The sequence below is a fragment of the Arthrobacter sp. 05N33_2 genome (assembly GCF_056397425.1).
In genome coordinates, this window is sequence record NZ_JBFTNJ010000004.1 from 91,289 (window position 1) to 103,946 (window position 12,658).

Genomic DNA, 12,658 nt, shown 5'->3' on the forward strand with positions numbered 1-12,658 from the left:
CGTGATGGTTGACACATTGCCCGTGGCCGTGTCATCGCCGCCCTGCTCACCAGGGAAACCTGGGGAAACCGCGAGATGAGTCCTAGCCCATGCCCCTCGGCCGCCACACCACCAGCGCCTGCGACCGCGCCTGCGGACGCTTGCCGCGGGCCAGGCTGACGACGTCGCCGGCAGTTCCTGCGGCGAAGATCCGCGAATCGGCCCCTTGGCGGCGCCGGCCCAGTTCCTCAGTCAGTTCTCCGACCCGGCGCTGCAGGGCGGCCACCTGGTTCTCCAGCTGCAGGATCCGCTTGATGCCCTCCAGCGAGACCCCCTCCTGGGAGAGCCGCTGGACCTCGCGGAGCATATTCACATCCCGCTGCGAGTAACGCCGCGACTTGCCCGGGGCACGGCTGGGCGAGACGATGCCCAGCCGGTCGTACTGGCGCAGCGTCTGCGGGTGCATGTCCGCCAGTTCCGCGGCAACGGAGATGACGAAGATCGGCTGGTCGAAGTCGATGGCCATGGCTGGATCCCGTTCCTAGAGCCGGGCCTTGGCTGCCAGGCCCGCGCGGACGTCCTCATTGGCGGTGGCCGCGGCGAAGGCCTTCACGGCCTCCTCCGCTTCCTTGTTCAGCTTCCGCGGAACAGCGACGTCGATCGTCACCAGCAGATCGCCGGTGGCTTTGGCGTGCTTGACGCCGCGGCCCTTGACGCGCAGGGTTCTGCCCGAGGGCGTCCCTGCCGGAACCCTGACCTTGACCGTGTCGCCGTCGACCGTCGGAACCTCGATGTCTGCGCCCAGGGCCGCCTCCGGGAAGGAGACCGGGACGTGGATCCGGAGGTTGTCGCCGTCGCGGACGTAGAATTCGTGCGGCTTTACCGAGACGGTGACCATGAGGTCGCCGTTGCCGGCGGGGGCGTACTGCCCCTTGCCGCGGACGCGGACCTTTTGTCCGTCCTTGATGCCGGCCGGGATGCGGACGTCGATGACCTCACCGTCCGGTTCACGCAGGCCGATCGTGGTGCCGCGGATGGACCCGCCGAATGAGATCGAGGTCGACGCGGTGCGGTCCGAGCCCTTCTGCGGAGCCCGCTGGAAGGACTGGCCCCCGCCGCCGAATCCGCCGCCGCCGAAGAGATCTGCAAACTCGGGCGGCATGCCGCCGGCCGTGCTGTAGCCGCCGGAGTGGCGGCCTCCGCCGCCGGTAAAGAGCCCGCCGAAGAGGTCCTCGAAGCCAGCTCCGCCGCCGGCCCCGCCGCTTCCGCCAGGGGCAAAGCGTGCGCCGCCGCCCATGGCCCGGATGGCGTCGTACTGCTGGCGCTCATCGGGATCCGAGAGCACGGAATAGGCCTCGGAGATGTCCTTGAACTTCTTCTCCGACGCGACGTTCCCCGCATTGGTGTCCGGGTGGTGCTGCCGGGCAAGTTTGCGGTAGGCCTTCTTAATGTCGGCGTCGGAAGCGTCCTTGGCGACACCAAGGATCTTGTAGAAGTCCTTGTCCACCCAGTCCTGGCTAGCCAATGGCGTTTCCTTTCAAAGTCTGTATTGCGTTCGAGCTCCGCTGGATAGGGGGCCGTGCCCGCTTCGCGGTGCCCGCCACGCCGCGGCCCCCTATCCAGCTGCGCTGCGTTCATCTCACCTTAGGCGAGACAACCGCTGAGCGGAGCGAGACAAGGGGCCCGGGAGTGGCATCGGGCCTATCGGAGCGTGGCGGCTTGGGTCCGCAGGACCCTAAGCCGCCACGCGTAGGGGCGGGGCCCCTTGTCTCGCTTCGCGATAGGTGACTACGCCGGTACCGCCACGATCACCTGGGCCGCGCGGAGGACACGGTCGCCGGACTTGTAGCCCGAGCGCAGCACCTGGCTGACGGTGTCGATTTCGATATCCGTGCCGGGCTGCTGGATGAGGGCCTCGTGGATGGTCGGATCGAACTCCACGCCGGTCTCATCGATGCGGACCAGCCCGTACGTCTTCAGCGCAGCCTCCAGTTTGGCGGCGATCGCGGCGAAAGGGCCGTCCGCGAGGTCGCCGTGCTGGCGGGCGGCGTCGACGTCGTCCAGTACCGGCAGCAGCGCGTTCAGGACGCCGATGACGGCCATCTCGCCCGCCACGGCCCGGTCGCGCTCGACCCGCTTGCGGTAGTTGACGTACTCGGCCTGCAGGCGGCGGAGGTCATTCCTGAGCTCCTCCGCCTCGGCAGCGGGCGCGCCCTGGGCCACAGATTCCGCGGCGGGCACCTCAACACTGTTGAGGATGTCCTCCGCCTGGGACAGTGCGTCCCCGGAGTCTGCCGCGGCAGCTGCGTGCTCCTGGCCGGGGTGGCGGGCCTGGCCGGTCTTCGGATCAACCTTGCGGTTGTCGTGGATCACCGGCTTCTGCGGCTCGTTCTCCTGCTGTTCCGCGTCGCGCCGGCTCTCGGAAGAACCGTGCTCTTCTTCGTTACCGTGATGCGGCATGATTACTTCTTCTCGTCTTCGTCAACGATTTCGGCGTCGACGATGTCCTCGTCGGAGCCGGCTGCCGGCTCGCCTGCGGGGGCACCCTGCGCACCGGCGTGGCCGTCGGGGGAACCGGCCTGGGCGTAGATGGCTTCGCCGAGCTTGGTCTGGGAAGCCTGCAGCTTCTCGAACGCGGTCTTCACGGCGGCATCATCGGTGCCTTCGAGGGCCTTCTTGAGGGCGTCGACGTCGGCCTTGACCTCGGTCTTCACCTCTTCGGGCAGCTTGTCGGCGTTGTCAGCGATCAGCTTGTCCACGGAGTAGGCGAGCTGCTCGGCCGTGTTGCGGGTGTCGGTTGCCTCGCGGCGGGCCTTGTCCTCGGCTGCGTGCTCTTCGGCGTCGTGGACCATGCGGTCGATGTCTTCCTTGGACAGCGCGGTGCCGCCGGTGATGGTCATGGACTGTTCCTTGCCGGTGCCCTTGTCCTTCGCCGAAACGTGCACGATGCCGTTGGCGTCGATGTCGAAGGTGACCTCGACCTGCGGAACGCCGCGGGGGGCCGGCGCGATGCCGGTCAGCTCGAAGGTGCCCAGCGGCTTGTTGTCGCGGGTGAACTCACGCTCGCCCTGGAAGACCTGAATGGCCACGGACGGCTGGTTGTCATCCGCGGTGGTGAAGGTTTCGCTCCGCTTGGTCGGGATGGCGGTGTTGCGCTCGATCAGGTGCGTCATGATGCCGCCCTTGGTTTCAATGCCAAGGGACAACGGGGTGACGTCGATCAGCAGCACGTCCTTGCGCTCGCCCTTGAGGACACCGGCCTGCAGGGCGGCGCCGACGGCGACGACCTCATCGGGGTTGACGCCCTTGTTGGGCTCCTTGCCGCCGGCCAGTTCCTTGACGAGGTCGTAGACGGCCGGCATGCGGGTGGAGCCGCCGACGAGCACGATGTGGTCGATCTCGGAGAGCTTGATGCCGGCTTCCTTGATGACGTCCTGGAACGGCTTCTTGGTGCGGTCCAGCAGGTCCTTGGTGAGGTCCTGGAACTTGGCGCGGGTCAGCTGCTCGTCCAGGTGGACCGGGCCGTCGGGGGTGACGGACAGGTACTGGAGGGAAACGTTGGTGCTGGAGGAGGAAGAGAGTTCCTTCTTGGCCTGCTCCGCGGCTTCGCGGAGACGCTGCAGGGCAATCTTGTCCTTCGTGAGGTCGATGCCCTTGACCTTGAGCTGGTTCAGCAGGTATTCAACGACGCGCTGGTCCCAGTCGTCGCCGCCGAGGTGGTTGTCACCGGCGGTGGCGCGGACCTGGATGGTGGAGAAGTTGTCCTCATCCTTGCCGACCTCCAGAAGGGAGACGTCGAAGGTTCCGCCGCCGAGGTCGAAGACCAGGATGAGTTCGTCTTCCTTGCCCTTGTCCAGGCCGTAGGCCAGGGCGGCCGCTGTGGGCTCGTTGACGATGCGCAGGACGTTCAGGCCGGCGATTTCTCCGGCCTCCTTGGTGGCCTGGCGCTGGGCGTCGTTGAAGTAGGCCGGCACGGTGACGACGGCGTCGGTGACCTTTTCACCGAGGTAGGACTCGGCGTCGTTCTTAAGCTTCATGAGGATACGGGCGGAAATTTCCTGCGCCGTGTACTTCTTGTCGTCAATGGCGACGGTCCAGTCAGTGCCCATGTGGCGCTTGACGGACGCGATGGTGCGGTCAATGTTGTTGACGGCCTGGCGCTTGGCGATCTCGCCGACCAGGACCTCGCCGGACTTGGAGAAGGCAACAACCGACGGCGTGGTGCGGCCACCCTCGGCGTTGGCAATGACGGTGGGCTCGCCACCTTCGAGAACGGAGACGACGGAGTTAGTGGTTCCGAGGTCAATACCTACTGCACGTGACATGGATTGTTTCCTTACTTCCTTGGAATCTTGCGGAGATGGCCGCGGACCCGCAGTGGCTCCAACCACAGTGACTGTGGCTCTAACCGCAATAGGTCCGACCGTTATTGAGCGATCTACACTCAACTTTACCCAGAGGGGGACATAAGTCAATTTAAAGTTGAGCGAAGTCGACTCAACTCTGCTTTCCCGCCTCGCCCGCGGCAGCTCCTCGCCGCCTAAATTCCCCTCAATCCAGCCCTTCCGGCGCGTCCCGGGCGGCGTTTCGCCCTGCGCGAACCTGCCCGCTGGGCGCAGGGACGCAGACCTGGGCAGGGGACCAGCCGGCGCCCGCGCCGGCTGGTCCCGCCAGCTTTGATCCCGTTAGTTGTCGCCCCGAGCGGCGTCGCCGTCGGCAGGCTCTCCCGCTGCCGGCCGGGCGGATCGCTCGGGACGGGACGTACCGGCGCTCCCGTAGTCACCTTCGGGGTATTCACCTTCCTCGGCGACGCCGGCGGGCTCACCGGAGACCCCGCCCTCGCCGTAGTCGCCCTCGGGATAGTCGCCTTCCACGTCGCCGACGACGGCGGCTCCGGCCACGCCGGCCTCGCCGTAGTCCCCCGCGGCGTACTCCCCCTCGACGGCGGTGGGCGGGACTTGGCCTGCCGTGCCGGCGGAGCCGTAGTCGCCCTCAACGTATTGCCCCTCAGGTGCCGCGGCCTCTGCCTCATCTTCCGCGGGACCGGCATCGACGTTCCGCGGCGCCGCTTTTCCGGGGACATTCTCTTCAGGCGTGTTCTCTGCAGGCCTGTTCTCTTCAGGCCTGGTCTCTTCAGACATGGATGGATCCTTCCTGGACGCATCTGGCGCGCCCGTGCGGGCGCAGGGGCAGTCTATCGAGCGCCACGGCAAGGCAACAGGGGAACCTGGTTTACCGGGCAGCGCCGGCCGCCGGCAGGCCCGCGACGTCGGCCAGCACCGCGAGGTGGTGGCCGAAGAGCTCCTCCCGGGCTGTGAACGTGTCTGGGCCATACTGGCCGAAAACCTCGAAACTGACGGCACCGAAAAGCGAGGTCCAGGCCAGTGCGCCGCGGGCCAGGAGGTCATCCGGCACCGCCAGGCCGAACTCGGCGCGGATTTTCGCCAGGTCCCCCGCCAGCCCGGCGGCCACGGCAGGACTCCGCTGGCCGGTCGCGGCGAGCCGCCCGGCCCGGAAGGCGCCGTCGAGGATTCCCATGAGGGCCGTAATCACCCTCGTCCCGGGGCCGGTGGTCCGCTCCGCCGGGGCCTGGTAACCGGGCACCGGACTGCCGAAGAGCAGGGCGTAGCGGGAGGGCTCGTGCAGCGCCCAGTCCCGCACCGCGCGGCCCAGCGCCGTGAAGCGCCCGCCGAAGTCTTCCTCCGGCACTGCCCCGACGGCGGCATCCACCGCATCGCCAAGTTCGTTGTACGCATCAATCAGCAGAAGGGTCAGCAGCTCCTCGCGGCTCTCCACGTAGCGGTAGACCGCCGAAGAGACGACCCCGAGATCACGGGCCACGGCGCGGAGGGACAGTGCGGCGGCACCGTGCAGCGCCAGATGCTCCCGGCCCAGCCGGACGATATCGGCCACCGTCTGGGCCCGGGCACGCTCGCGCGGGGTGCGCAGCCGCGCCGCCGCCGGGGCCGCTCCGGCCGCTCCGGCCGGGCCCGCCGGGCCCGCCGCAACGCCGGCGTCTATCGCGCCCGCAATCCTGTCCTCTGGCATGAGTCCAGCATTCCACATTCAAGAGCACTGTCAACAAATGTGAGCACCGCTCTTGACTTGCCGGCCACGGCGACGCATCCTGAATGGGAGAGCACTGCTCTCGATATTTCAAAAGGAGATCGGAATGTCCCAACCTGCAGCCTCCGGACACCAACCGTCCAGGCTCTATGTCGTCACAGGGGCCGGCCCGGTGGGCTGGACCGTCGCCGAACAGTTGGCAGCGGCGGGCCACCGGGTGCGCCTCCTGACGAGGTCCGGCAGCGGACCCGCCCACCCGCTGGTGGAACGAGTGTCGATCGACGTGTCCGAGCCCGCCCGGCTCGGCGAGGCCGTCCAGGGCGCCGCGGCCGTTTTTCACTGCATCCACGGCTCGCGGTACAACGCCGAGGTGTGGGCCAGGGAACTGCCGGCCGCCGAGCTGAATGTGCTCGCCGCGGCGGGCGCGGCGGGCGCCGTCGTGGTCTTCCCGGAAAGCCTGTACTCCTACAGCACCCCGGAAAACATCATGACCGAGGACAGCCCCCGGCAGGCGCAGGGCGGCAAGCGCGGAGTCCGGACCGCACTGCTCGCGGCCCGGGCGGCCTCCCCCACCGCCACCGTGAGCATGGTGGCCGGCGATTTCTTCGGGCCGCGGGTCCGCAACTCGCACGCCGGCGAGCGCATGGTCCGGCCCGTCGCGGCCGGCAAGCCAATGCAGGTGATCGGGCGGGCGGACCGGCCGCATTCCTTCACGTATGTCCCGGACCTCGCGGCCGCCATGATTGCGGCGGCTGGCAGGCCTCAGGTGTGGAACCGGGTATGGCATGCGCCCACCGGACCTGCACTGACCCAGCGCGAGATCGCGGGGGCATTCGCCAAGGCGGCCGGCGCCCGGGCACCGAGTGTCACCGGCGTTCCCGGGTGGGCGGTGAGGGCAATGGGAGTGTTTTCTCCGGATATGCGGGACCTGGCCGAGACCCTGTACCAGTTCGAGCACCCCTTCGTCATGGATTCCACGGCGAGCCAGGCCGCGCTGGGGCTGACACCGACCCCGCTGCACGAGGCAGCCGCCGCCACCGTCGCCTGGTGGGGGGACCAGGGACAGTGACGGCGGCTGCGGTTTTCGGTTCCGCCTAGCGGACCCCGGCCTCCTCGTTTTCAGCCGGATCTGCCTTCGGATTTTCGGCGGACAGCGTGGCCCCGGCGCCGTCGCGGGCCACGGCCCCGTTCCCGGGCCGGCCGAGCTTGCCGGGCCACCAAAGCCGCGGGCCGATGTCGTAGGCCAGCGCGGGCACCAGCAGGGAGCGGACCAGCACCGTGTCCAGCAGGACGCCGAACGCGACGATGAAGGCGAGCTGGACCAGGAACATGATCGGGATGACGCCGAGGGCCGCGAAGGTGGCCGCCAGGACCACCCCGGCAGAGGTGATGACCCCGCCTGTCACTACGAGGCCGCGCAGGATGCCGGCCCGGGTGCCGTGCTTGAGGGATTCCTCCCGGACCCGGCTCATCAGGAAGATGTTGTAGTCGACGCCCAGTGCCACGAGGAAGACGAAGCCGAACAGGGGCACCGTCGCGTCCGCGCCCGGGAAGCCGAAGACATTGTTGAACACGAAGGCGGAGACGCCCATCGCCGCGGCATAGGACAGGACCACGGAGGCGACCAGCAGGACCGGCGCGAGCACCGAGCGCAGCAGCAGCATGAGGATGACCAGGATGACGCCCAGGACCACCGGGATGATGGTGACGAGGTCGCGCTGGGCAGTGGTGTTGGTATCCAGCGCCGTGGCCGTCACACCGCCGACCAGCACACCGCTGTCTATCTTCTTCAGGTCCTGGCGGAGCGACACCACGGCGTTTTCGGCCTCGGCGGAGTCCGCGGCGTGGTTCAGCGTCGCGTTGATCAGGACCTTCCCGTCCCTGATTGCGGGGGCAGCCGGCGCGCCCGGGGCGCCGGTGATGACCGGGGCGCCGCCTTCGGCCAGTAGATAGGCGTCTCCGACGCCGTCGCTGGTCTGCAGCTTCGCCAGAACGTCCTGGGCGTTTGCCTCGTCGGCCACGATCACCGCGGGGCTGCCGGACCCGGCGTCGAAGTGCCGGCCCAAGGCATCCTGCCCGTCGACGGCATTGGAGGAGGTGAGGATGACGTCGGTCTGGGCGACGCCGTTGGCTTTAAGCTGCAGGAGGCCGGTAGCTGCTACCAGGAGCAGCAGCACCGAGGCGACCCAGACCGTGCGCGGCCGGCGGGATACGAGCGAACCGGTGGCCCGCCAGAGTCCCTTCTGGCCCTCGAGGCCGGTGACCAGTTCCGGTTCCCGGTCGGTTTCCGGGAGCAGTTTGGGCCGGAACGGCCAGAACGCTGCCCGGCCCAGCAGTGCCATCAGCGCCGGCAGCAGGGTCAAGGCGGCGAAGAGCGCGCAGAGGATGCCCGCCGCCGCCACCGGGCCGAGGGCCTTGTTGGAGTTGAGGTCGGAGAACAGCAGGCAGAGCAGCGCGATGATTACGGTGGCGCCGGAGGCCAGGATCGGTTCCCAGGCCGCCTTCCATGCGGTGACGGCGGCGGCCGTCCGGTTGGTGGTGTGGGTCAGGGCTTCGCGGAACCGGGCCACATACAGCAGGGCGTAGTCGGTGGCTGCGCCGATCACCAGGATGGACAGGATGCCCTGGCTCTGGCCGTTCAATTGGATCCAGCCGGCCTTGGCCATTCCAAACACCAGCAGGATCGCGGCGCACAGCGCGAAGACCGAGGTGAACAGCACCATGACGGGCAGCAGCAGGGAACGGTAGACAATCAGCAGGATCAGGAACACGGCACCCAGGGCCACGAGCAGCAGGATGCCGTCAATGCCGGCAAAGGCACTCACAAGGTCCGCGGTGAGGCCGGCCGGTCCGGTGACGAATGTCTGCATTCCGGCCGGCGCGGACGCCCGGACCTCGTTGCGCAGTTCCTTGACGACTGTTTTCACTTCCGCCGAGGAAGCAATGGGCACCACGAACTGGACTGCCTTGGCGTCCTCGGAGGGGATGGGACCGATAACCGTGCTCCCGGCCTGCAGGGCCTCCAGCTTGCCCTTGAGGGCCGCGGTCTCGCGGAGCTGGGCCGGGGTGAAGGCGGAGTCGCTCTCAACCACGATCACTGCCGGGATCTCCTTGGAGTCCCTGAACTTTGCCTGCCAGCCCGCAGCCTCGGTGGCCTCGGCTCCGGCGGGAAGGAACGATGCCTGGTCATTCGATGACACCTCGCTCAGGCGGCCGAATGTAGGGCCGCCGACGCCGGCGATCGCCAGCCAGGCCAGGACGAGCACTGCGGGGACCAGCCAGCGCAGCCAGAACGGGACACGGGTCGCCGCGGACGAAGTCGTTTTCATGTTTCCTTCCAGGGTGCGCCTCGGAGTGGGAGCAGAGATCAACTCCATAGTAGACTATCTCCATCATGGAGATAACCCATTTGCCAGGGGCACCGGAGGAGAATGGAAAGACAGCCGGCGTCAGGCCTCTCCGCAGACCCTGCAGTAGACTCCCGAAGGCGCCGTCGACAGCGCCGACCTGCCGCGGTCAGACCACCGGGGCAGGATCAAGGGACGAAGGAGGTCCGCCGTGTCAGCCGAATCCCCGGGCCTATCCGAAGACGCGGTCTCGCCCAAGAACACAGTCCCGCCCGAAGCCGCCGGTCCGCCGCCCCTCGTCCGGCTCCTGCAGGAATTCACCCTCGAAGCCAACCGCTACGTGGACTCCGCCGGCGGCCGCAACGACATGCACCGCACGGACCTCAACGCCCTCGCCGTCATCATGCGGCACGCGGCGCGGGACCAGATTGTCACTCCAGGGGTGCTGAGGAAAGAGCTGAACCTCAGCTCCCCGGCCACCACCGCACTGATCGACCGGCTCCACAGTTCCGGCCACGTGGTCCGTGAGCGCGAGGGCGCGGACCGCCGCCAGGTGCAGCTGCGCATGACGCCCAAGGCCTACCGGGACGGCGGCGCAATGTTCCTGCCGCTGGCCCGCCACATGGGTGCAGCCATGGCGACCTTCACGCCCGAAGAACTGGAGATCGCCACCCGCTTCATGAACTCCATGATCGATGCCACTGTCCGGGCCGGTGAGGAAGCGGCCCGCGGCCCCGGGCCGGAGCAAGCGCCGGGGCAGCGCCCCGGCTGACTCGCGGCCCCGGCGCAGCGGCGACTAGTACCATCGGGACCATTAGGGCCAGCCGCTGAAGAGCAGGACGGCCACAGCCCCGATCTGGAATCGCATGTCGGTGACGACGGCGGCGACGCCGGTGAAGGCTCCCTTTCGTCGATATATTGCTGGTCAGTAACCTAGTCGCTCATCCCAGCCACAGTGAGATCGAGTGAGCAGAGCCTTATTGGAATGGGCTTCGGCATCATCCACCTGAGCTACGGTGCACTCGTCGAAAATACAGGCAGGATGCTGAATTGGTGACGTCGACGAATGATGTCGATGCCATCTAATTCGCGCTGGGGGCGGATTTACCACCGCGCCGCACTCTGCGCAGGCGCTTCACCGTGCGAGAAAGCACTCGGGTTCCGACGAGGAAGCCAAGAAAATGTACAGGTTGGATACCTAGCCTTGCGACGTGGCACAGCAACGCAGCCAACGTCACGCCACAACGTCATTTTCCCCCCAAGAATAGCGAGGCTCGACCCCGGCAAAGCGAGCTCTCCGCACCCACCCAACCAACATGCCGCGACTCAAGCGACTTGACAGCTTTCTTTCGATGTGACGAATCCGGCGAAATTCTGCATGACAATTCGGGCACTTCATTATCTTGCGTGGACACTCTCGACATACTTTGTCGACTGCAATAGCGCAAGTACACAATTCAGGGGGACAAATTGGCATCACATGGGATCGGCGCCATACGTCGCATTTTCAGTCCGGCACGCACAGCACTCATAGCACTCCTGGCGGTGCTTCTTTCACTTCTGACAGCTGCGCCCTCCCTGGCTGCGACGTCCGAGGCTGAACCCAACGGCACCACCGCAACCGCAACAGTGGTGCCCCTGGGAACCACCATTTCCGGTTCAACACTCAGCGCAAACTACTACGACACCGATTACTACGCGATCGACCTGCCCAAGGCAGGCAGGGCCCGCCTGAACTTCAAGTTCCCCACCGGGCTCGGCACCGGAACCACCTACACACTCAGCATCTACAGCGCCAACGGCACCGAGCTCTTCGCCTTCGACCTCGACAGCACCGACGCTGACGGAACCTCGCTCGCCAGCCTGGGCACGTTCCTGCCCGCAGGCCGCGCCTACATCAAAATCTACGGCGAAAACAGCCAGGCAAGCTGGGGCAAGACCTACACCCTCAACACCACCCTGACCGCGGGGACCGTCGAACTCGAACCCAACAGCACCACCGCAACCGCAACAGTGGTGCCCCTGGGAACCACCATTTCCGGTTCAACACTCAGCGCAAACTACTACGACACCGATTACTACGCGATCGACCTGCCCAAGGCAGGCAGGGCCGGCCTGAACTTCAAGTTCCCCACCGGGCTCGGCACCGGAACCACCTACACACTCAGCATCTACAGCGCCAACGGCACCGAGCTCTACGCCTTCGACCTCGACAGCACTGACGCTGACGGAACCTCGCTCGCCAGCCAACAAATCAACCTCCCTGTTGGACGCGCCTACATCAAAATCTATGGCGAAAACAGCCAGGCAAGCTGGGGCAAGACCTACACCCTCAACCTGGGCTGGATTTGGTCGACAACTCCGGCACCAGGCATCTCCGGGACTGCCCAGGTGGGCCGGACCCTGACCGCGGTTACTGGAACCTGGTCGCCCACGCCGGACGTACTGCGTTTCCAGTGGTTCCGCTCCGGAACCGCCATCACGGGGGCGACAGGGAAGGCCTACACCCTGCTTGCCGCCGACTACGGCAAGACAATCACCCTGAAAGTAACCGGGAGCAAGGCCGGGTACCCCAGCATCACCAAGACCTCCGCCGCCACAGCAGCAGTCGCGAAAGGCTCCCTCGTAGCGCCTGTACCGACCATCACGGGCTCGGTTAAGGTCGGCTCGCCCCTTACCGCGGCCCCGGGAACCTGGGGACCATCACCGGTGACCCTGACGTATCAGTGGAAAGCCAACGGCGTCGCTATCACCGGCGCGACCGCCACAACATACAAGCCAATTGCAGCCGACGCCGGCAAAACCCTCACCGTCACCGTCACCGGAACCAAGACCGGCTATACCACCGCCGCGAAGACCTCCACCGCCACGGCAGTGGTCGCGAAAGGCTCGCTCGTAGCGCCTGTACCGACCATCACTGGCACGGCTAAGGTCGGCTCGACCCTTACCGCGACGCCGGGAACCTGGGGACCATCACCGGTGACCCTGACGTATCAGTGGAAAGCCAACGGCGTCGCCATCACCGGCGCGACCGCCACAACATACAAACCCGCCGCAGCCCAAGCGGGCAAGACCCTCACCGTCACCGTCACCGGAACCAAGACCGGCTACACCACCACCGCGAAGACCTCCTCCGCCACGGCCGCGGTCGTTTGACGGCGGTAGATGGATCCGGCCGCCTAAATTGACGGTCAGCCCCACTGATACCTGCGGGTCCAGATCAAGGCGTAGGAGCCAGCCCGATTTGCAGCTCGTAAGCCTTCCCT

At 66.8% G+C, this 12,658-nt stretch carries 10 protein-coding genes; 3 read left to right on the top strand and 7 right to left on the bottom strand.

Annotation, left to right across the window (positions count from 1 at the left end):
• Positions 1 to 82: 82 nt before the first annotated feature.
• The 6 genes from AC1DHX_RS04800 to AC1DHX_RS04825 all read right to left on the bottom strand — a co-directional run bounded on the left by AC1DHX_RS04800 (position 83) and on the right by AC1DHX_RS04825 (position 6,027).
• On the bottom strand, positions 83 to 505 hold the full coding sequence (locus tag AC1DHX_RS04800; protein ID WP_028275425.1) for a heat shock protein transcriptional repressor HspR: 423 nt from the start codon (positions 503 to 505) through the stop codon (positions 83 to 85).
• Between the two features lie 15 nt (positions 506 to 520).
• Positions 521 to 1,504, bottom strand: coding sequence for a DnaJ C-terminal domain-containing protein (locus AC1DHX_RS04805; protein ID WP_476850743.1), 984 nt, complete (start codon positions 1,502 to 1,504; stop codon positions 521 to 523).
• A gap of 263 nt (positions 1,505 to 1,767) precedes the next feature.
• Positions 1,768 to 2,439: a nucleotide exchange factor GrpE gene (locus AC1DHX_RS04810; protein ID WP_230009328.1), complete on the bottom strand. Its 672-nt coding sequence runs from the start codon at positions 2,437 to 2,439 to the stop codon at positions 1,768 to 1,770.
• Between the two features lie 2 nt (positions 2,440 to 2,441).
• Positions 2,442 to 4,304 carry a molecular chaperone DnaK gene (gene dnaK, locus AC1DHX_RS04815; protein ID WP_079550752.1) on the bottom strand — a complete coding sequence of 621 codons (1,863 nt, stop codon included), beginning with the start codon at positions 4,302 to 4,304 and terminating at the stop codon, positions 2,442 to 2,444.
• 360 nt (positions 4,305 to 4,664) lie between these two features.
• Positions 4,665 to 5,120, bottom strand: a complete 456-nt coding sequence (locus AC1DHX_RS04820) for a hypothetical protein (protein ID WP_476860232.1) — start codon at positions 5,118 to 5,120, stop codon at positions 4,665 to 4,667.
• 91 nt (positions 5,121 to 5,211) lie between these two features.
• Positions 5,212 to 6,027 carry a TetR/AcrR family transcriptional regulator gene (locus AC1DHX_RS04825; RefSeq protein ID WP_476860233.1) on the bottom strand — a complete coding sequence of 272 codons (816 nt, stop codon included), beginning with the start codon at positions 6,025 to 6,027 and terminating at the stop codon, positions 5,212 to 5,214.
• A gap of 124 nt (positions 6,028 to 6,151) precedes the next feature.
• On the opposite strand from AC1DHX_RS04825, the gene AC1DHX_RS04830 reads away from it, so the two are divergent.
• On the top strand, positions 6,152 to 7,114 hold the full coding sequence (locus tag AC1DHX_RS04830) for an NAD-dependent epimerase/dehydratase family protein (RefSeq protein ID WP_476860234.1): 963 nt from the start codon (positions 6,152 to 6,154) through the stop codon (positions 7,112 to 7,114).
• Positions 7,115 to 7,139: 25 nt separating this feature from the next.
• Here AC1DHX_RS04830 and AC1DHX_RS04835 read toward each other — a convergent pair whose 3' ends face one another.
• Positions 7,140 to 9,374 (bottom strand): MMPL family transporter, encoded by a 2,235-nt coding sequence (locus AC1DHX_RS04835; RefSeq protein WP_476860235.1) that lies wholly within the window; start codon positions 9,372 to 9,374, stop codon positions 7,140 to 7,142.
• Between the two features lie 229 nt (positions 9,375 to 9,603).
• Here AC1DHX_RS04835 and AC1DHX_RS04840 point away from each other — a divergent pair, with 229 nt between their 5' ends.
• Together AC1DHX_RS04840 and AC1DHX_RS04845 are read left to right on the top strand one after the other, a co-directional pair.
• Complete coding sequence (locus AC1DHX_RS04840) at positions 9,604 to 10,164, top strand: MarR family winged helix-turn-helix transcriptional regulator (RefSeq protein ID WP_230010948.1); 561 nt, start codon at positions 9,604 to 9,606, stop codon at positions 10,162 to 10,164.
• Between the two features lie 773 nt (positions 10,165 to 10,937).
• The gene (locus AC1DHX_RS04845; protein ID WP_476899881.1) at positions 10,938 to 12,548 is read left to right on the top strand and encodes a hypothetical protein; all 1,611 of its coding nucleotides are present in this window, start codon (positions 10,938 to 10,940) and stop codon (positions 12,546 to 12,548) included.
• The last annotated feature ends 110 nt before the right edge of the window (positions 12,549 to 12,658 follow it).